The sequence below is a fragment of the Mycobacterium sp. genome, from assembly GCF_019247635.1.
Classification (GTDB): Bacteria; Actinomycetota; Actinomycetes; order Mycobacteriales; family Mycobacteriaceae; genus Mycobacterium.
Genome location: NZ_JAFBAR010000085.1, coordinates 1 through 18859 on the forward strand (window position 1 = coordinate 1; position 18859 = coordinate 18859).

The window sequence follows — 18859 nt, forward strand, 5'->3', positions numbered from 1 at the left end:
CGCTACGCGCCGGGTTCCACGGGCGCGTCCGTGACGGGGTGCACCTGCAGGTCGCAGGCGTCGATGGTCGCCGGCACGGTGACAGTCGCGATAGTGCCCGGTGGGTTGACGGTCAGGTCTGTGTAGGCGGTGCATGCATTGCCGGTAGCGTCGACGGCCGTGCCCTCCACCACCGACTGCGCTCGGTGCGACGGCGACACGGTGACGGTTGGCGGGGTGGTCACGGTGCTCGGCAGCCCGCCCAGATAGCCGCGCAGTGTGGGCCGGGCATGAATCGAGTGGCTGCCGCCACCCGAATCGACCCCGGGATAGCCCCTCAGCGTGCACGGCGCGGCCCCGTCGGCCAGCGCGAACATCAAGCTCAGAGCGCGGTGGCCGACCCCGCCCTCGGTCCCCGACGCGGTAACCACGAGCTGATCCGCCGCGCACGGCGCCGGTGCAGGGTCCGCCATCGCCGGTGCGGCCGGCACCGCGACAACCGCCGCGGCGATTGCGAACACAGCAAGCCTCATAGGTAAGAAAATATCCGGAAGGTGGACCCCTGGTGACGGCAAAACGCAGGCGCACGTATGCCCCGCCGCAGGGACTAGGCTCACACGCGTGACCGAGACCACAACCGAACACCCCTCGTCGTACCCACCCCCCGAACACTTCACCCAGCAGGCCAATGCCGACGCCGAGCACTACCGCGAGGCCGAGGCAGACCGGCTGGCATTCTGGGGCAAGCAAGCCGACCGGCTTTCATGGGCGACACCGTTCACCGAAGTCCTGGATTGGTCGGAGGCGCCTTTCGCCAAGTGGTTCGTCGGCGGCAAGCTCAACGTCGCGTACAACTGCGTGGACCGCCACGTCGAGGCCGGCCACGGTGACCGGGTCGCCATCAACTGGGAGGGCGAGCCCGAAGGCGACCGCCGCACACTGACGTATTCCGACCTGCAGAACGAGGTTTGCAAGGCGTCCAACGCGTTGACCGACCTCGGGCTGGTGCCCGGTGACCGTGTCGCCATCTACCTGCCGTTGATCCCCGAGGCCGTGATCGCCATGCTGGCCTGCGCACGGTTGGGGGTCATGCACAGCGTGGTCTTCGGCGGGTTCACCGCCCATGCGCTTCGCGCCCGGATCGCCGATGCCCAGGCCAAGTTGCTGATCACCGCCGACGGACAATTCCGGCGTGGCAAGCCGGCTCCCCTCAAGGACGCGGCCGACGACGCGGTTTCCGATCCGGAGAGCCCGATCGAACACGTTCTGGTGGTGCGGCGCACCGGGATTGACGTGACCTGGAACGACGACCGCGACGTGTGGTGGCACGATGTCGTGGACTCGGCCTCCCCCGAGCACACCGCGGAGGCCTTCGACGCCGAACACCCGCTCTTCCTGCTTTACACGTCGGGCACCACCGGCAAGCCCAAGGGCATCATGCACACCAGCGGCGGCTACCTGACCCAGGCCTCCTACACCATGCACGCCATTTTCGACGTCAAACCGGAGCGCGACGTGTTCTGGTGCACCGCCGATATCGGCTGGGTCACCGGCCACACCTATGGCGTGTACGGGCCGTTGTCCAACGGCGTCACCGAAGTCCTCTACGAGGGAACGCCCAACACACCCGACGAGCACCGGCATTTCCAGATCATCGAACGATACGGCGTCACAATCTATTACACGGCACCTACCATGATCCGGACGTTCATGAAATGGGGCCGCGAAATACCCGACGCCCACGACCTGTCCAGTCTTCGGCTGATCGGGTCGGTCGGTGAGCCCATCAACCCCGAGGCGTGGCGCTGGTACCGCGACGCGATCGGCGGGAACCGCGTCCCGGTCGTGGACACCTGGTGGCAGACCGAGACGGGCTCGGCGATGATCTCGCCGCTGCCCGGAGTCACCGCCGCCAAACCGGGTTCGGCGATGACCCCTCTGCCCGGAATCTCGGCCAAGATCGTCGACGACCACGGCGAGCCACTGCCCGCCGACGCCGAGGGCGAGACGCATGCCACCGGGTACCTCGTCCTGGACCAGCCCTGGCCGTCCATGCTGCGTGGTATCTGGGGCGACCCCGAACGCTACCGAAACACCTACTGGTCCAAGTTCGCCGAGCAGGGCTATTACTTCGCCGGCGACGGCGCCCGCTTCGACCCCGACGGCGCCATCTGGGTGCTAGGCCGCATCGACGACGTGATGAACGTGGCCGGGCACCGGATCTCCACCGCCGAGGTGGAGTCGGCGCTCGTCGGGCACTCCGCGGTCGCCGAGGCCGCGGTGGTCGGCGTCACCGATGAGATCAGCGGTCAGGCGATCTGCGCGTTCGTCGTCCTTCGGGGCAACTACCAGGTACACGACGGCACCATCGACGAACTGCGCGGCGAGGTGGCCCGGGAGATTTCGCCGATCGCCAAGCCACGCGAGGTCCACGTGGTGCCCGAGTTGCCCAAGACCCGCAGCGGCAAGATCATGCGCAGGCTACTGCGCGACGTCGCCGAAAAACGCGAGCTGGGTGACACCTCAACGCTGGTCGACGCCAGCGTGTTCGACGCGATCCGCAACGCCAAGTAGCGACCGGCCGCCGGCTCAGGCCGGCACCGGTACGAATCCCGCGCCTGGCCGGTTCTTGGCGTTGACGTCGGCCAGGATGGCGTTGAAGTCCATCACCACGGCCGGGGTGTGCAGGGGGATGTATTTGATGACGCACTCCGGCAGGTTGTCGCTGAAGGCGCCGTGGATCATGCCGACCAGCAGGTTATCCACCGTCACCGGTGCACCGGAGTCACCCGGTCGCCCGCAGACCTGCATGAGGATGGTCCCCGGCGTCTGGCCCATCCCCCACGTCACGCCGCACGAATTGCCGGTGGTGCGGCCCTGCTTGCACGCGACCGCGCCGAACGTCGGATCGGGACCAACCCCGTTGATCACAAAGCCGTTGTAGTTGGCCACCGGCGCCACCTTGGCCGGGTCGAACTTGATGACCGCATAGTCCAGGTTGTCGTTGCCGGCGACCATGGTGCCCAGCGTGCCCCTGGCCTGCGCGGCCTCGGCGGCGACCTGTGCGCCCGGACCTCCGCAGTGTGCGCTGGTGAAGCCGATCAACTCCCCCGCGGTGTCGGTCCCAATGGTGGTCAGGGTGCACATCGTGTCGCCGTTGATGACGATCCCCGCGCCGCCACCCATCGGCAGCCTGTCGTCGGCCGCCGCCGTTTCGGCGGGCAAACCCACCAGGGCGTGGAGGGCGGCCACCATCACCGCCGCAAAGCACCGGTGTGCCCACTGCAAGGCAGTACTCCTGTCGAAGTGGGTCAAAGCGGGGGTCAGAGAACAGATCCGTCAGTCTACGGTCCGGGCGGAAACTGACCTCGTACCGCACCGCCGCGCATGGCAACATAAACCGCGACGATGAAAGGGAGAGGACCTCTGTGAGCAAAGCTGATCGCACGAACGGCGTACCGAGCACCTTGACCACGATCCCGCTGACCGATCCGCATGCCCGGGCCGGCGAGCCCTCGATCGGTGAGCTGATCAAGGACGCCACCACCCAGGCGTCAACTCTGGTGCGTGCCGAGGTCGAGCTTGCCAGGGCCGAGGTCACCCGTGACATCAAAAAGGGCCTCACCGGCAGCGTGTACTTCATCGCCGCGCTGGTGGTGCTGTTCTACTCCACCTTCTTCCTGTTCTTCTTTGTCGCCGAACTGCTCGAAATCTGGCTGTGGCGCTGGGCGGCGTACCTCATCGTCTTCGGCATCATGGTCGTGGTCACCGCCGTGCTGGGCCTGCTGGGTTACCTGAAGGTCCGTCGGATCCGTGGCCCACGGGAGACCATCGAGTCGGTCAAGGAGACGCGCACCGCGCTGACCCCGGGCCACGACAAGGTACCGACTGCCAAAGCCATCTCGGCCGAGTCCTCCTCCCCGGCCGAAGCCACGGCGCCCGCTGATCCCTCGGGTTGGTAGATGGCAGCACCAGATCCGTCCGTGACCCGGATCGCCGGGCCATGGCGCCATCTGGACGTGCATGCCAACGGCATCCGGTTCCACGTCGTCGAGGCACTTCCAGATGCCCCCGACGAAACCACTCCGGCCACGGCACGGCCGTTGGTGATCCTGCTGCACGGATTCGCTTCCTTCTGGTTGTCCTGGCGTCATCAGCTGCGCGGGCTGGGCGGGGCGCGGATGGTCGCGGTCGACCTGCGCGGCTACGGTGGCAGCGACAAACCTCCTCGCGGGTACGACGGCTGGACACTGGCCGGCGACACCGCCGGGCTCATTCGCGCGCTCGGACACTCGTCGGCGACGCTGGTCGGCCATGCCGATGGTGGGTTGGCCTGCTGGACCACCGCACTCATGCATCCGCGGCTGGTGCGTGCCATCGCCTTGATCAGCTCGCCGCATCCGGCCGCACTGCGACACGCAACGCTGATGCGCCGCGATCAAGGTCGCGCATTGCTGCCCACGTTGTTGCGGTACCAGTTGCCAATCTGGCCCGAACGCTTGCTGACTCGCCACAATGCGGAGGAGATCGAGCGCCTGGTCCGCAACCGGAGCAGCGCCAAATGGGTTGCCTCCGAGGATTTCTCGGCCACCATTGGCCACCTGCGTCAGGCGATCCAGATTCCGGGGGCGGCGCACTGCGCGCTGGAGTACCAGCGTTGGGCGGCGCGCAGCCAGCTGCGCGACGAAGGCCGTCGCTTCATGAGATCGATGTCCCAGCAACTGGCCGTCCCGCTGCTGCACCTGCGTGGGGACGCTGATCCGTACGTGCTGGCCGCACCGGTCGAGCGGACTCAGCGCTACGCGCCGCACGGACGCTACGTATCTGTCGCCGGCGCAGGACATTTCAGCCACGAAGAGGCGCCGGGCGAAATCAACAAGCACCTGAGGCGGTTCCTCGAACAGGTGCACGGACCCCGAGTCAGCTGACGCAGGCCCCCGTACCCACCGCCTGGGTAGCGCCGATTCGGGACATCTGGCTGGACACCTCGCCGGCGGTCAGCACGAAACCGGTATCCGCGTCGTCGACGGCCGCGCCGAACACCACGCCGAGCACCTTGCCGTTCATGTCGATCAACGGCCCGCCCGAATTGCCTTGCTCCACATTGGCTCTGATGGTGTACACGTCGCGGGTTACCGGCGCCGCGTCGCGGTAGATGTCGGGGCCGCTGAGTTTGATGGCCTCGCGAATCCGGGCCGGGGTCGCCGTGAAGTTGCCGCCGCCGGGGTAACCGAGCACCACCACGTTGGCACCCGATTTCGCCTCGGTCTCGGCGAACACCAGCGGCGGTGGCGGCAAGTTCGGGACGGCCAGGATCGCGATGTCCACCGACGGGTCGTAGGACACCACCGTGGCGTCAAAAGGCTTGCCGCTGGCGAACACCTGGACGCTGCCGGACCCGGCCACTACGTGCGCGTTGGTCATCACCCGGTCCTGTGCCACCACAAATCCGCTGCCCTCCAACACTTTCTGACAGCTGGGCGCCAGGCTGCGGACCTTGACGACGCTGGGCGCGGTGGCGTTCACCACCGGGTTGTTGGCCAGCGCCGGGTCCGGTGAGGCGACCGGGATCACCGGGGTGCGACTGAACGGCTCCAGCACGGCGGGCAGCCCGGAGGTGTTCAGCAGCGCCGAGAGCCGTTTGGGCACCGTCTTCAGCCACGGCGGCGCAACCTCGTTGACCTGAGCCAGCACGCGTGAACCCTTTACCGCGGAAGCCAATTCGGGTTGGTCCTTCGATTGTGTCAACGGCGTTGCCAACAGCCACGCCGCGGTCAGGACCACGACGAGCTGCACCGCCACCCCGATAACCGAGTCGATGGTGCGAACCGAGCGATTGCGGATCGCGCTGCGCACCGCCCGTCCCAGCACCACTCCGGCCACCTCACCCACCACGACCAGCGCGAGGATCAGGAACAGCGCGGTGAACAGTTTGGCGCGTGGCGCCGCGATGTGGGCAACGATGTGCGGGGCCAGCAGCACACCGGCCACCGCGCCGAGCAGCACACCGACGAACGACAGCAGCGAACCCAGCGCACCCGAACGCCAACCCGAGATGGCTGCGATGAAGGCGACCGCCAGCACCGCAATATCCAGCCACTGCGACGGGGCCATCGAATTCATCGCGGCTCACCCTTACCGACCAGCACCATCGCCTCGTCGAGTTCGCGAAGATCGGTGGCGTCCCAGGGCTTTGCCCAGCCCGCGACGTCGAGCACCGCGGAAATCACCTGGCCGGTGAATCCCCAAACCAGCATCTGGTTCAACAGAAACGCCGGGCCGGCCCAGCGGCTGCCGAGGTCGCCGCGGTACACCATCATCCGGTTGTCCGGATTGACGAAGGCGCGCACCGGAACCCGCGCTACTATCGCCGTTTCCGCCTCGTTGACGACGTACACCGGACCGGGATCCGACGAGTAGGCCAACACCGGGACGACATGGAACCGCGACGGCGCGATGAACGTCCGTTCCATCGTGGCAAGCGGACGCAGCCGAGACAGGTCGATGCCCGTTTCTTCGTGGGCTTCGCGGAAGGCGGTGGCCACCGGCCCGTCGTCGCCGGGATCTGACGCGCCCCCCGGGAAGGCCGCCTGGCCGGCGTGGTGGCGCAATGTCGAGGCCCGCACGGTCAGCAGCAGGTCGACATCGTCGGGCAGGCTGCCGTCGGTCGGACCGGACTCGGGTCCGGAGAACAGCACCAGCACCGCGGCCTCTCGATCGCTGCGGCGGACCGATGACAGAGCGCGAGCCGCGGTCACCATCGCCAGCACGTCGGCCGGCAGCCGACGCCGGTACGCGTCCGGTATTTCGCCGATGTTGTCGACCAGCGGACGCAACCAGGACGGGCCCAGGTCAGGCGTCAGGGGTACAGCGGTACTCACGGCGCCTCCCTCGCGTCCAGGCCGCTGCGCGGCGCTCATTTTCCGCGTCACTTCCTATTGCGCTTCTACCGCAGCCGCGACCTCGTCGGCATCGGCGAAATCCCGCGGCAGGATTCGGGCAACGCTACCGTCCGACCGCAGCACCACCGTCGCGGGCATCACATTTGGCACCCGTAGTGCTGCGGCCACCAAACGGCGACCATCCTGCAACGTCGGCAAGCGAACATTGAGGTCCGCCAGGCGAAGCAGTGCCGCCTCCTCGTTCTCGTCCTGGTGTACGGTCAGCACCATCGCGTCAGAGCCCACCCGACGCTGATACTCCGCCATCGCGGGTAATTCGGCCGTGCAGGCCGTACACCAGTACGCCCACAAGTTGAGCACCACCCGGCGTCCGGCCAGCGCGCTCGCGACATCCACGGCCGAGCCGTCCGCGGCGCATTCCACGACCACGCCGATCAATACCGCAGGGCCGGGTCCGTTACCAGCGCCGGGACACGACGGCAGGTTAGCGCGCTGCCGAGGCGCCTCCAGCGCCGCCGAGGTGTCGAAGTCGCGATGCCCGCGGGCGGTGGGCGGTGAGGGACCAGTGGTCCCGAAAATCCCGGCATCGTCGCGCAGCTGAGCCGCCAGCGCCACGATCAAGGCGACCACCACCGCCAGGACCGCGACGGTCCAGCGGGTCCTCGCGGTCAAGCTTTACCGTCCCGCTGTTAGAGCCCGGCCAGGGCCAGCAGGTGCTCGGTCTCCGGGCCCTGGACGAGAGGCGCGGCGAGCAGCGCTTCAGTGGGACCGAGACCGAAAGACGGGCAGTCCTTGGCCAGCACACAGACACCGCACGCGGGTTTGCGAGCGTGGCACACCCTGCGGCCGTGGAAAATTATTCGATGACTCAGCAAGGTCCACTCCTTGCGTTCGATAAGTTCACCCACCGCCTGCTCCACTTTGACCGGGTCCTCCTCGGCGGTCCATCGCCACCGCCGGACCAATCGTCCGACGTGGGTGTCGACGGTGATTCCGGGAATGTCGAAGGCATTGCCCAAAATGACGTTGGCGGTCTTGCGGCCCACCCCCGGCAGCGTCACCAGCTGTTCCATGGTGTTGGGCACCTCGCCGTCGAACCTCTCGACAAGGGCTTGGCCCAGGCCGATGAGCGCGGTCGCCTTATTACGGAAGAAACCGGTGGGACGGATCAGCGTCTCCAGTTCTTCACGGTCCGCCTTCGCGTAGTCCAGCGCGGTGCGGTATCTCGCGAACAGCGCGGGCGTCGTCAAATTCACCCGCTTGTCGGTGCTCTGCGCCGAAAGAATGGTGGCCACAGTCAGCTCCAGCGGCGACGTGAAATCCAACTCGCAGTAAACATGCGGAAACGCTTGCGCCAGTGTGCGATTCATCCGGCGTGCCCGGCGCACCAGGCCGGTGTGGGTCTCCTTGGACCAGCGCGCGGTGATCTTGACCCCAGGCGTGTCCGATATCGACTTAGAGCGCCCGCTCGACTTGGCCACCGTCACCTACGACAGAGTACTGATTTCGTGATCTCACTGAGACCTCGTGTTGATTCAAGGCCATGTTTACTCTCCATGTGTCGTGGTTGCTGGTGGCCTGCGTTCCCGGGTTGCTGATGCTGGCGACGCTCGGGTTGGGACGGCTGGAAAAGGAGTTGTCCCACAACACCGTCACACCGACGGACGTCGCCGAATTCCTCGAGCACGCCGAAGCCGTGGACATGCGCACACTGGCCCGAGCGGGCATGCCGGAGGCATTGGACAATCTGCACAGACGTCAGGCCCAGCGACTCGCCTCGGCCCCGCTGCCAGGGCCCAGGAGCGGGAGACATCACGCCGATCCGTTCGTTGCCGCGCAGTTCGCTGCACCCCGCACGGGCGGCCTGCCGACGCGAATGCCCTAGGGTTCTGGAGGGAATCCGCAGTTTACGGCGACTCGATACATCAATCGTGTGTAGCGTTGGCAGGTCGAGCTAATTGGCCTACCTTTAGACTCGTGTCACCTTCAATAGGTTGGCCTGCCGGTATCACATCTATCACATCGTTGGAAAGCTGAAGAGGCAACGTGGACGAGATCCTGGCAAGGGCAGGAATCTTCCAGGGGGTTGAACCCAACGCGGTCGCGGCCCTGACAAAACAGCTGCAACCCGTCGACTTCCCTCGCGGACACACGGTATTCGCCGAAGGCGAGCCCGGCGACCGCCTGTACATCATCATCGCGGGGAAGGTGAAGATCGGTCGCCGCTCGCCGGACGGCCGGGAGAATCTGCTGACCATCATGGGGCCGTCCGACATGTTCGGTGAGCTCTCGATCTTCGACCCGGGACCGCGGACGTCCAGCGCCACCACCATCACCGAGGTGCGCGCGGTGTCGATGGATCGCGACGCGCTGCGCGCGTGGATCGCCGATCGCCCCGAGATCGCCGAGCAGCTGCTGCGGGTCCTGGCCCGACGGCTGCGTCGCACCAACAACAATCTGGCCGACCTCATCTTTACCGACGTGCCCGGTCGGGTGGCCAAGCAGCTGCTGCAGCTCGCGCAGCGTTTCGGCACCCAGGAAGGCGGCGCGATGCGGGTCACTCACGACCTGACGCAGGAGGAGATCGCCCAGCTGGTCGGCGCGTCCCGGGAGACCGTCAATAAGGCGCTGGCCGACTTCGCCCACCGCGGTTGGATCCGGCTGGAGGGCAAGAGCGTGCTGATCTCGGACTCCGAACGCCTGGCCCGCCGAGCGAGGTAAGCGCGGGCGCAGTAAGCGCGGGCGCAACCGAGCGAGCGTGACGCCGAGATTGCCGTGAGGGCTGTGCATGCGGCCCCGACCACGACCACCACGGCAATCTCGCGGCGAGTTCAGCGGCGCAGGTAGTCCAGTTGCGCCTGCACCGACCATTCGGCCGCATCCCAGAGCTTCTCGTCAACGTCGACATAGACGTGTTCGACGATCTGCCGCGCACTGGCGTCGTCACCAAGCGTCCGCAGCGCCACCCGGACCTGGTCCAACCGCTGTTCCCGGTGCGCCAGGTACTCCGCCGTAACCGATTCGAGGTCGTCCAGGTCCGGCCCGTGCCCGGGCAATACGACACGGCTGCCCAGGCCGCGTAAGCGCTGTAGCGACTCCAGGTAATCGGCCAGGCTGCCGTCCTCGTTGTCGATGACGGTGGTGCCGCGGCCCAACACGGTGTCCGCCGTCAACACGGCGTCGTCGAGCACAAACGACAGCGAGTCCGCGGTGTGGCCGGGGGTCGCCATCACCCTGATCTTCAGACCGGCCGCATCGATCACCTCACCGTCGATCAGCTCACCGCTGAGACCACGCAAGAAGCCGCTGCCCGCCGAGCGCACGGGCGCCCCCGTCAGCTCGACGAGCTTGTCGATGCCGTCGGTATGGTCGCCATGCCGGTGGCTGATCAGCACCAGGGTTATACGGCCCAGCGCGGCGATTCGTCCGATGTGCTCGTCGTCGTCCGGTCCGGGGTCCACCACGACCAACTCGTCGCTGCCCTTGCCGCGCAGCACCCACGTGTTGGTGCCCTCCAGCGTCAGCAAACCGGGGTTGTCGCACAACAACACCGACGCACTGTCGGTTACCGCCCGCACCCGACCGTAGGCGGGGTGGGTCAGCGACTCGGCAGCCGCTGTCACGGCCGTCACTCGACCCTTACGATCAACTCGACTTCCACCGGCGCGTCCAAGGGCAACTCGGACACGCCGATAGCCGAACGCGCGTGCGTGCCGTTGTCACCGAACACCTCGCCGAGCAGCTCCGAGGCACCGTTGACAACGCTCGGCTGCCCGTTGAATCCCGGCGCGGAGGCCACAAATCCGGCGACCTTGACTACCCGGGTCACCGCATCGATCCCCACCACGGCATCTACCGCGGCCAAGGCGTTGAGCGTGCAGATCCGCGCCAAGGCCTTGCCCTCTTCCGGACTGACGGCGCCACCTACTTTGCCGGTCCGCGCCAGCCTTCCGGCCACGAACGGCAACTGGCCCGACGTGTAGACCACGTTTCCGCTGTGAACCGCGGGAACGTACGAGGCCAGCGGAGGCGCCACCTGCGGCAGCTCGATACCCAATTGGTCTAGCCGAGCCTTGATGGATCCAGCGCTCATTTCGGTCGCTTCAGGTACGCGACATGTTGTTCCCCGGTGGGGCCAGGCAAAACGGCCACCAGCTCCCAACCGTCAGCGCCCCACTGGTCGAGGATCTGTTTGGTGGCGTGCGTCAGCAACGGAACCGTGGCGTACTCCCACGTGGTCGGTTGGGTCATAAATGTGAGCTTATCTGGGAGCTTGTGACCGAGACGTGCACGGCTCTGGCCACGCCGCCCGACGGAGACAGCGGCCCAGATAGCATGCTGTGGTGGCAACCACACCTAGCGGGAACAGTTCCGTCGGCTGGCCCTCTCGTCTATCGAAGGCGCGCTTGCATTTTGTGACCGGTAAGGGCGGCACCGGGAAGTCGACGATCGCGGCCGCGCTGGCGCTGACGCTGGCGGCCGGCGGTCGCAGGGTCCTCCTGATCGAAGTTGAAGGGCGCCAAGGTATTGCGCAACTCTTCGACGTCCCACCGCTGCCCTACAAAGAACTGAAAATCGCCACCGCCGAGCGCGGCGGTCAGGTCAACGCCTTGGCGATCGACATCGAGGCCGCGTTCCTGGAATACCTGGACATGTTCTATAACCTGGGCCTGGCCGGTCGAGCAATGGGGCGCATCGGTGCGGTCGAGTTCGCGACGACGATTGCGCCCGGTCTGCGTGACGTGCTGCTCACCGGCAAGATCAAGGAGACGGTGATACGCACGGACAAGGGGGCCAAGAATCCGGTCTATGACGCGATCGTCGTCGATGCACCCCCGACGGGGCGCATCGCGCGCTTCCTCGATGTCACCAAGGCGGTTTCCGATCTGGCAAAGGGCGGACCGGTGCATTCCCAGGCCGAGGGTGTGGTCAAGTTGCTGCACTCCGACCAGACCGTCATTCACCTGGTGACCCTCCTGGAAGCTCTGCCGGTGCAGGAAACCCTGGAAGCGATTGATGAACTCGCGGAAATGAAGCTGCCCATCGGCAGTGTGATCGTGAATCGCAACATGCGTACCTACTTGGAACCGAAGGAGCTAGCCAAGGCAGCAGAGGGCGATGTGGACGCCGACGGGGTGAGAGCCGGATTAGCGCAGGTCGGGATCGAGCTCGCCGATGTCGACTTCGCCGGCCTGCTGACAGAGACCATCGAGCATGCCACCCGCATCGCGGCGCGCACCGAGACTGCTCAGCAGCTCGACGCCTTGCACGTACCGCGACTGGAACTGCCGACGATTTCCGACGGTGTCGATCTCGGCAGCCTTTACGAGCTCTCGGAATCACTTGCACACCAGGGTGTTCGATGAGCACAACACCGAAAACCCTTGACATGGCTGAGATTCTGGCTGACACATCCAACCGCGTCGTGGTGTGCTGCGGCGCCGGAGGCGTCGGAAAGACGACGACCGCCGCTGCGATGGCGTTGCGTGCGGCCGAATATGGGCGCACTGTGGTGGTTTTGACGATTGACCCGGCCAAGCGGCTCGCACAAGCGTTGGGCGTCAACGACCTTGGGAATACTCCGCAGCGCGTGCCGCTAGCCCCCGAGGTCCCCGGCCAGCTACACGCGATGATGCTCGACATGCGTCGCACCTTCGACGAGATGGTGTTACAGTACTCCGGATCTGAACGGGCACAATCGATTCTGGACAATCAGTTCTACCAGACAGTGGCCACTTCACTCGCTGGAACGCAAGAGTACATGGCGATGGAGAAGCTCGGTCAGCTGCTCGCCGAGGACCGCTGGGACCTGGTTGTGGTGGATACGCCTCCGTCGCGCAACGCCCTGGACTTCTTGGATGCGCCAAAACGGCTGGGCAGCTTTATGGACAGCCGACTGTGGCGGCTACTATTGGCGCCTGGACGAGGTATCGGTCGATTGGTAACTGGCGCAATGGGTTTGGCGATGAAAGCGATTTCCACCGTGCTCGGTTCGCAGATGCTTGGCGACGCCGCGGCGTTCGTGCAGTCCCTCGACGCGACGTTCGGCGGTTTCCGTGAGAAGGCGGATCGCACTTACGCACTGCTGAAGCGGCGTGGTACCCAGTTCGTCGTGGTGTCGGCAGCCGAACCCGACGCACTGCGCGAAGCAGCGTTCTTCGTCGACCGGCTGTCGCAGGAGAGTATGCCGTTGGCCGGCCTAATCTTGAATCGCACCCACCCGACGCTCTGTGGGCTACCGGTCGAGCGGGCGATCGACGCGAGCGAGAAGTTAGAGGCCAACAGCAGCGACGATGCGGCGGCCGCTTTGGCGGCGGCCGTGCTGCAGATACATGCCGACCGCGCCCAGACCGCGAAGCGGGAAATCCGGCTGTTGTCCAGATTCACCGGTGCAAACCCGAATGTTCCGGTCATCGGGGTTCCTTCGCTGCCGTTTGACGTGTCTGACATGGAGGCATTGCGCGCGCTCGCCGACCAGATCACTTCCGTCGGTGACGATGCGGGCCGAGCAGCGGCCCGCTGAGGAGCCGGCGCATCCGATCCCGTCGGTGACGATGCGGGCCGAGCAGCGGCCCGCTGAGGAACACCAGCCGTTTAGATCGCAAGAGCTGTAATGGTCGCGTAATTGGGAGGAAGGGAAACCCTGAGGTTTACACCCCTGCGGAAGCTAACGTCCGTCCTCGGCCAAATCAGCTGATGCCGCGCTGTTTGCGCCTTTCGAAGAAGGCCGACCAAGACACGACCTCGGGGTGCTGTTTGAGCAGCGCCCGGCGCTGACGTTCGGTCATCCCACCCCACACACCGAACTCGACCTTGTTGTCCAGGGCGTCCGCCCCGCACTCCTCCATTACGGGGCAGTGACGGCAGATCACAGCGGCCTTGCGCTGAGCGGCTCCCCGTACAAAAAGTTCATCCGGATCGGTCGTGCGGCACAGGGCCTTGGACACCCAGGCGATCCGTTCTTCGGTTCCAACGGCGCGAAGATTGCTGTTAACCGCAACAAGGTTCGTTCTGCGCGCTGCAGGTCGTGTTCCTGACACGAGCCGATCCCTTCCTTCCGGCCGCGACGGCGACCGCCCTCTTCGGGTACCAGCCGATGCTGAGAAGTACGCCACACTATGCACATCGGTGTTACCTGAATCTCACTGTCTGTCTAAGTTAGGTGGTCAGGTAGCAATTGCGCAACAGTCTGATAACGCTTTTTCTGGGACGCGCGTGCCGACTTTTGGTCTGGACGGGGCTCGAGACCGGGGCTTCGGACCCGTTTTATGGGCCTGACCTGTGATGCAGGCGCCAAATAACGGCGGCACGGTGAGAAACGCGCTGATCAGCGGCCGGCCAGGATTTTAGAGGTTACTTATGCGACTGGACGGCGTGGCCACGTCGGTCGAGGTGGCTACTGTAGTACGCATGTCCGAGCGCCCGCCGGCCGTACTCACGGTTCTCAAGCTTGCCGGGTGCTGCCTATTGGCCAGTGTCGTGGTCACCGCCCTGATGTTTCCGCTCGCTGGTGGCGTCGGCCTGATGTCCAACCGCGCTTCCGAGGTGGTCGCTAACGGCTCGGCCCAGTTGCTCGAAGGCCAGGTGCCTGCGGTGTCGACGATGGTCGATGCGAAAGGCAACGTCATCGCATGGCTGTACTCGCAGCGCCGGTTCGAGGTGCCCAGCGACAAGATCGCCAACACGATGAAGCTGGCCATCGTTTCGATCGAGGACAAACGGTTCGCCGAGCACAACGGTGTGGACTGGAAAGGCACGCTGACGGGATTGGCCGGCTATGCGTCCGGTGACGTGGAGACCCGCGGCGGTTCGACGATCGAACAGCAATACATAAAGAACTACCAATTGCTGGTGACGGCTCAGACCGATGCTGAGAAGCGCGCAGCCGTCGAGACGACTCCGGCGCGCAAGCTGCGCGAGATCCGCATGGCGCTCACGCTGGACAAGACATTCACCAAGCCCGAGATCTTGACCCGGTATTTGAACCTGGTGTCCTTCGGCAACAACTCGTTCGGCGTGCAGGACGCGGCACAGACCTACTTCGGCGTGGACGCCTCCGACTTGAACTGGCAGCAGGCTGCGCTGCTGGCCGGCATGGTGCAGTCCACCAGCACGCTAAACCCGTACATCAACCCCGAGGGTGCGTTGGCACGGCGGAACCTGGTGCTGGACACCATGATCGACAACATCCCGCAGGAGGCCGACGCGCTGCGCGTCGCCAAGACGCAGCCGCTGGGCATATTGCCGCAGCCCAACGAGCTGCCGCGCGGTTGCATCGCGGCCGGTGACCGCGCCTTCTTCTGCGACTACGTCCAGGAGTATTTGGCGCGCGCCGGGATCAGCAAGGAGCAGCTGGCCAAGGGCGGCTACCTGATCCGCACCACGCTGGACCCGGACGTACAGGTCCCGGTCAAGGCGGCCATCGACAAGTTCGCCAGTCCCACCCTGGCAGGCATCTCCAGCGTGATGAGCGTGATCCAGCCGGGCAAGACGTCGCACAAGGTGATGGCCATGGCCAGCAACCGAACCTACGGACTGAACATCGACGCCGGTGAAACCATGCGGCCGCAGCCGTTTTCACTGGTTGGCGACGGCGCCGGCTCCGTCTTCAAGATCTTCACCACCGCCGCGGCGCTGGACATGGGCATGGGGATCAACGCCACGCTCGAGGTGCCGGGCCGGTTCCAGGCCAAGGGCATGGGCAGCGGCGGGGCCAAGGGCTGTCCCAAGGACACCTGGTGCGTCATCAACGCCGGCACCTACCGCGGGTCGATGAACGTGACGGATGCGCTCGCCACTTCGCCCAACACCGCGTTCGCCAAGCTGATCCAGCAGGTCGGGGTGACACGCACGGTGGACATGGCGATCAGGCTGGGACTCAGGTCCTACGCCGATCCCGGCACCGCCCGCGACTACAACCCCGACAGCAACGAGAGCCTCGCCGACTTCGTCAAACGGCAGAACATCGGTTCGTTCACCCTCGGTCCGATCGAGGTCAATGCGCTGGAACTGTCCAACGTCGCGGCGACTTTGGCCTCCGGTGGGGTGTGGTGCCCGCCGAACCCCATTGACAAGCTTTTCGACCGTAACGGCAACGAGGTCGCCGTCACCACCGAAACCTGCGATCAGGTGGTGCCCGAGGGACTGGCAAACACCCTCGCCAATGCGATGAGCAAGGACGCACTCGGCAGCGGCACCGCAGCGGGTTCGGCCGGCGCGGCCGGCTGGGACCTGCCGGTGTCCGGTAAGACCGGCACCACCGAGGCGCACCGCTCGTCCGGGTTCGTCGGTTTCACCAGCCACTACGCGGCGGCCAACTACATCTACGACGACTCCACCACCCCCACGGATCTGTGCTCCAGCCCGTTGCGCCACTGCGGCGAGGGCGACCTGTACGGCGGCAACGAGCCGGCTCGCACCTGGTTCACCGCAATGAAGCCGATCGCCACGAACTTCGGCGAGGTGAAATTGCCGCCCACCGATCCCCGCTACGTTGAAGGCTCACCCGCGTCGCGCGTTCCCAGCGTCGCTGGGCTGGATATCGATGCCGCGCGCCAACGCCTGAAAGAGGCCGGTTTCCAGGTCGCTGACCAGCCGAACGCGGTCAACAGCACCGCCAAGTACGGCGAAGTGGTGGGTACTTCGCCCGGCGGGCAAACAATTCCAGGCTCAATCATCACGATTCAAATAAGCAACGGCATCCCGCCGCCTCCGCCTCCGCCGCCGGAGGGCGGCCCGCCACCGCCGATCGGATCGCAGGTCGTGGAAATTCCCGGCCTGCCGCCGATCACCATTCCGCTGCTGGCACCGCCGCCACCGGCGGCGCCGGCACCGCCGTAGTGACAGGTCGCACAAGAAGTGCGCGGTCAGGCCCCCTACGGCAGTAGGCTGCGTGCATGGCTGAAGTTGTGCCCGCCCTGATACGCACCAGCGCCGCGGCGCTGGGTTCGGCCGTCGCCGGGATCGGCTACGCCGCGCTTGTCGAACGCAACGCGTTCGTCCTGCGTGAGCTGACGCTGCCCGTCTTGACTCCGGGCTCCACGCCGCTGCGGGTCTTGCATATCAGCGATCTCCACATGCTGCCCAACCAGCGTCGGAAGCAGGCCTGGCTGCGCGAGTTGAGCAGCTGGGAGCCCGACCTGGTGGTCAACACCGGCGACAACCTGGCACACCCCAAGGCGGTCCCCGCCGTCGTCCAAACCCTGGGGGACCTGCTTTCGCGGCCAGGAGTGTTCGTCTTCGGCAGCAACGACTATTTCGGGCCGCGCCTGAAGAACCCCATGAACTATCTGACCAACCCCGAACACCGCGTCCGGGGAGAGCCGCTGCCATGGCAGGACCTGCGTGCAGCGTTCACTGAGCGCGGCTGGCTCGACCTGACCCATACCCGCCGGGAGTTCGAGGTCGCGGGACTGCACATCGCCGCTGCCGGCGTGGACGACCCGCACATCGACCGGGACCGCTACGACACGATCGCGGGGCCGGCCACCCCGGTCGCGAATCTCCGGTTGGGCTTGACGCACTCGCCGGAACCGCGGGTATTGGACCGCTTCGCCGCCGACGGCTACCAACTGGTGATGGCCGGCCACACCCACGGTGGCCAGCTCTGCCTGCCGTTTTACGGGGCGCTGGTCACGAACTGCGGCCTGGACCGTTCCCGCGCCAAGGGACCGTCCCAGTGGGGCGCCAATATGCGGTTGCATGTCTCCGCCGGGATAGGCACCTCACCGTTTGCGCCGGTGCGGTTCTGTTGCCGGCCCGAGGCAACCCTGCTGACACTGATTGCCAGCCCGATGGGCGGGCGGGACTCCAGCAGAAACCTCGGCCGTTCGCAGCCAACAGCGTCGATGCGTTGAACGAGCGGACCCGCACCGCGGTCCGCAGCCTGTCCCGAACCTGGACCGACAACGCGATCCGGCTGATCGAGGCCGACACCCGTCGCAGCGCCGACACCCACCTGCTGCGCTACCCACTGCCGTCGTGGCAGGGGCTTGACGTCCAAGTTGCGCTCTACCTCAAAGACGAGACGACCCACATCACCGGCAGCCTCAAACACCGGTTGGCCCGCTCGTTGTTTCTGTATGCACTGTGCAACGGGTGGATCGGCGAAGGTACCACGGTTGTCGAGGCGTCCTCGGGCTCCACCGCGATATCGGAGGCCTACTTCGCGGCGCTGCTGGGTCTGCCGTTCGTCGCGGTGGTGCCCGCGACTACCAGTGCCGCAAAGGTCGCACTAATCGAATCACAAGGTGGCCGTTGCCATTTCGTTGATAAGTCCAGCGAGGTCTACGCCGAGGCCGAGCGCGTCGCGCGCGAGACCGGCGGGCACTACCTCGACCAGTTCACCAATGCGGAGCGCGCCACCGACTGGCGCGGCAACAACAACATCGCCGAGTCGATCTTCCTGCAAATGCGCGAGGAGCAGCATCCCATCCCGGACTGGATCGTGGTCGGCGCGGGCACCGGCGGCACCAGCGCGACGATCGGCCGCTACATCCGTTACCGACGCCACGCGACACGGCTGTGCGTTGTCGACCCGGAAAACTCCGCGTTCTTTCCCGCCTACGCCGAACATCGTTACGACGTCGTCATTCCCGCGTCGTCCCGTATCGAGGGCATCGGCCGGCCACGGGTCGAGCCGTCCTTTTTGCCAGGCGTAGTCGACCGCATGGTCTCGGTTCCCGACGCCGCCTCGGTGGCCGCCGCCCGCCACGTCAGCGCCGTGCTGGGCCGCCGCGTGGGGCCGTCGACGGGTACCAACGTCTGCGGAGCCTTCGGCTTGCTTGCCGAAATGGCTGCCGCGGGCCGCAGCGGCTCGGTGGTCACCCTGCTTGCCGATAGCGGCGACCGCTACGCCGACACCTACTTTTCCGACGGCTGGGTCGCCGCCCAGGGCCTCGACCTGACCTGCCAGACCGAGGTGCTGGCCGAATTCGAACGTTCCTGTCGTTGGGGGTAGTGCGCGTTTGGCTTGGCGG

General features: G+C 65.9%; 20 protein-coding genes. 10 read left to right on the top strand and 10 right to left on the bottom strand.

From position 1 onward, the window contains the following. Window positions 1–2 precede the first annotated feature (2 nt). Window positions 3–512, bottom strand: a complete 510-nt coding sequence (locus JO236_RS12950) for a DUF4232 domain-containing protein (RefSeq protein WP_416362233.1) — start codon at window positions 510–512, stop codon at window positions 3–5. A gap of 88 nt (window positions 513–600) precedes the next feature. Here JO236_RS12950 and acs point away from each other — a divergent pair, with 88 nt between their 5' ends. Continuing rightward, a complete protein-coding gene (gene acs / locus JO236_RS12955; RefSeq protein WP_293330481.1) occupies window positions 601–2553 on the top strand; it encodes an acetate--CoA ligase in 1953 nt (650 codons plus the stop codon). A 15-nt stretch (window positions 2554–2568) separates the two neighbouring features. On the opposite strand, the gene JO236_RS12960 is transcribed toward acs, so the two are convergent. Beyond that, window positions 2569–3267, bottom strand: a complete 699-nt coding sequence (locus JO236_RS12960) for a serine protease (RefSeq protein WP_293330484.1) — start codon at window positions 3265–3267, stop codon at window positions 2569–2571. 140 nt (window positions 3268–3407) lie between these two features. Here JO236_RS12960 and JO236_RS12965 point away from each other — a divergent pair, with 140 nt between their 5' ends. Together JO236_RS12965 and JO236_RS12970 are read left to right on the top strand one after the other, a co-directional pair. Continuing rightward, window positions 3408–3941, top strand: a complete 534-nt coding sequence (locus JO236_RS12965) for a phage holin family protein (protein ID WP_293330487.1) — start codon at window positions 3408–3410, stop codon at window positions 3939–3941. Beyond that, window positions 3942–4907, top strand: a complete 966-nt coding sequence (locus tag JO236_RS12970; protein ID WP_293330490.1) for an alpha/beta fold hydrolase — start codon at window positions 3942–3944, stop codon at window positions 4905–4907. It abuts the gene before it with no gap. Here JO236_RS12970 and marP read toward each other — a convergent pair. The 4 genes from marP to nth are packed head-to-tail and all read right to left on the bottom strand — an operon-like array spanning window position 4900 to window position 8308. Continuing rightward, window positions 4900–6093: an acid resistance serine protease MarP gene (gene marP, locus JO236_RS12975; protein WP_293330715.1), complete on the bottom strand. Its 1194-nt coding sequence runs from the start codon at window positions 6091–6093 to the stop codon at window positions 4900–4902. The genes JO236_RS12970 and marP overlap by 8 nt on opposite strands. Before the next feature lie 5 nt (window positions 6094–6098). Further along, on the bottom strand, window positions 6099–6899 hold the full coding sequence (locus JO236_RS12980) for an NUDIX hydrolase (RefSeq protein ID WP_293330493.1): 801 nt from the start codon (window positions 6897–6899) through the stop codon (window positions 6099–6101). Between the two features lie 15 nt (window positions 6900–6914). Further along, window positions 6915–7553 (bottom strand): TlpA family protein disulfide reductase, encoded by a 639-nt coding sequence (locus JO236_RS12985; protein WP_293330496.1) that lies wholly within the window; start codon window positions 7551–7553, stop codon window positions 6915–6917. A gap of 17 nt (window positions 7554–7570) precedes the next feature. Next, on the bottom strand, window positions 7571–8308 hold the full coding sequence (gene nth, locus JO236_RS12990; RefSeq protein ID WP_293330717.1) for an endonuclease III: 738 nt from the start codon (window positions 8306–8308) through the stop codon (window positions 7571–7573). Window positions 8309–8424: 116 nt separating this feature from the next. On the opposite strand from nth, the gene JO236_RS12995 reads away from it, so the two are divergent. Continuing rightward, on the top strand, window positions 8425–8766 hold the full coding sequence (locus JO236_RS12995) for a hypothetical protein (RefSeq protein WP_293330499.1): 342 nt from the start codon (window positions 8425–8427) through the stop codon (window positions 8764–8766). Window positions 8767–8927: 161 nt separating this feature from the next. Further along, window positions 8928–9602, top strand: coding sequence for a cAMP-activated global transcriptional regulator CRP (gene crp / locus JO236_RS13000; RefSeq protein WP_293330502.1), 675 nt, complete (start codon window positions 8928–8930; stop codon window positions 9600–9602). A 110-nt stretch (window positions 9603–9712) separates the two neighbouring features. Here the strand turns inward: crp and JO236_RS13005 are convergent, their stop codons facing one another. From JO236_RS13005 to JO236_RS13015, 3 genes are read right to left on the bottom strand one after another with little or no spacing between them, the layout of a single operon-like run. Continuing rightward, the gene (locus JO236_RS13005) at window positions 9713–10504 is read right to left on the bottom strand and encodes an MBL fold metallo-hydrolase (protein WP_293330505.1); all 792 of its coding nucleotides are present in this window, start codon (window positions 10502–10504) and stop codon (window positions 9713–9715) included. Window positions 10505–10509: 5 nt separating this feature from the next. Next, window positions 10510–10974 carry a RidA family protein gene (locus JO236_RS13010; protein WP_293330508.1) on the bottom strand — a complete coding sequence of 155 codons (465 nt, stop codon included), beginning with the start codon at window positions 10972–10974 and terminating at the stop codon, window positions 10510–10512. Then, a complete protein-coding gene (locus JO236_RS13015) occupies window positions 10971–11132 on the bottom strand; it encodes a DUF4177 domain-containing protein (protein ID WP_011741883.1) in 162 nt (53 codons plus the stop codon). The genes JO236_RS13010 and JO236_RS13015 overlap by 4 nt, the downstream gene beginning before the upstream one ends. 89 nt (window positions 11133–11221) lie before the next feature. Between JO236_RS13015 and JO236_RS13020 the strand changes: the two genes are divergently transcribed. Together JO236_RS13020 and JO236_RS13025 are read left to right on the top strand one after the other, a co-directional pair. Next, window positions 11222–12247, top strand: coding sequence for an ArsA family ATPase (locus JO236_RS13020; protein ID WP_293330520.1), 1026 nt, complete (start codon window positions 11222–11224; stop codon window positions 12245–12247). Then, entirely contained in the window at window positions 12244–13404 is a 1161-nt protein-coding gene (locus JO236_RS13025) for an ArsA family ATPase (RefSeq protein WP_293330523.1), read from the top strand. Before JO236_RS13020 ends, JO236_RS13025 begins: the two co-directional genes overlap by 4 nt. A gap of 166 nt (window positions 13405–13570) precedes the next feature. On the opposite strand, the gene JO236_RS13030 is transcribed toward JO236_RS13025, so the two are convergent. After that, entirely contained in the window at window positions 13571–13921 is a 351-nt protein-coding gene (locus JO236_RS13030) for a WhiB family transcriptional regulator (RefSeq protein ID WP_293330526.1), read from the bottom strand. 370 nt (window positions 13922–14291) lie between these two features. On the opposite strand from JO236_RS13030, the gene ponA2 reads away from it, so the two are divergent. The 3 genes from ponA2 to JO236_RS13045 are packed head-to-tail and all read left to right on the top strand — an operon-like array spanning window position 14292 to window position 18840. Next, window positions 14292–16721 carry a transglycosylase/D,D-transpeptidase PonA2 gene (gene ponA2, locus JO236_RS13035; protein ID WP_293330529.1) on the top strand — a complete coding sequence of 810 codons (2430 nt, stop codon included), beginning with the start codon at window positions 14292–14294 and terminating at the stop codon, window positions 16719–16721. Window positions 16722–16777: 56 nt separating this feature from the next. Then, on the top strand, window positions 16778–17737 hold the full coding sequence (locus tag JO236_RS13040; protein ID WP_293330532.1) for a metallophosphoesterase: 960 nt from the start codon (window positions 16778–16780) through the stop codon (window positions 17735–17737). Further along, complete coding sequence (locus JO236_RS13045) at window positions 17734–18840, top strand: PLP-dependent cysteine synthase family protein (protein WP_293330535.1); 1107 nt, start codon at window positions 17734–17736, stop codon at window positions 18838–18840. The genes JO236_RS13040 and JO236_RS13045 overlap by 4 nt, the downstream gene beginning before the upstream one ends. Window positions 18841–18859: the final 19 nt, after the last annotated feature.

Coding starts and splice junctions, on each gene's coding strand:
- JO236_RS12980 (WP_293330493.1), bottom strand. CDS start 6,899: ATGAGCGCCGCGCAGCGGCCTGGACGCGAGGGAGGCGCCGTGAGTACC.
- marP (WP_293330715.1), bottom strand. CDS start 6,093: ATGGCCCCGTCGCAGTGGCTGGATATTGCGGTGCTGGCGGTCGCCTTC.
- JO236_RS13025 (WP_293330523.1), top strand. CDS start 12,244: ATGAGCACAACACCGAAAACCCTTGACATGGCTGAGATTCTGGCTGAC.
- JO236_RS12970 (WP_293330490.1), top strand. CDS start 3,942: ATGGCAGCACCAGATCCGTCCGTGACCCGGATCGCCGGGCCATGGCGC.
- ponA2 (WP_293330529.1), top strand. CDS start 14,292: ATGTCCGAGCGCCCGCCGGCCGTACTCACGGTTCTCAAGCTTGCCGGG.
- JO236_RS13040 (WP_293330532.1), top strand. CDS start 16,778: ATGGCTGAAGTTGTGCCCGCCCTGATACGCACCAGCGCCGCGGCGCTG.
- JO236_RS13010 (WP_293330508.1), bottom strand. CDS start 10,974: ATGAGCGCTGGATCCATCAAGGCTCGGCTAGACCAATTGGGTATCGAG.
- JO236_RS12950 (WP_416362233.1), bottom strand. CDS start 512: ATGAGGCTTGCTGTGTTCGCAATCGCCGCGGCGGTTGTCGCGGTGCCG.
- JO236_RS12995 (WP_293330499.1), top strand. CDS start 8,425: ATGTTTACTCTCCATGTGTCGTGGTTGCTGGTGGCCTGCGTTCCCGGG.
- JO236_RS13015 (WP_011741883.1), bottom strand. CDS start 11,132: ATGACCCAACCGACCACGTGGGAGTACGCCACGGTTCCGTTGCTGACG.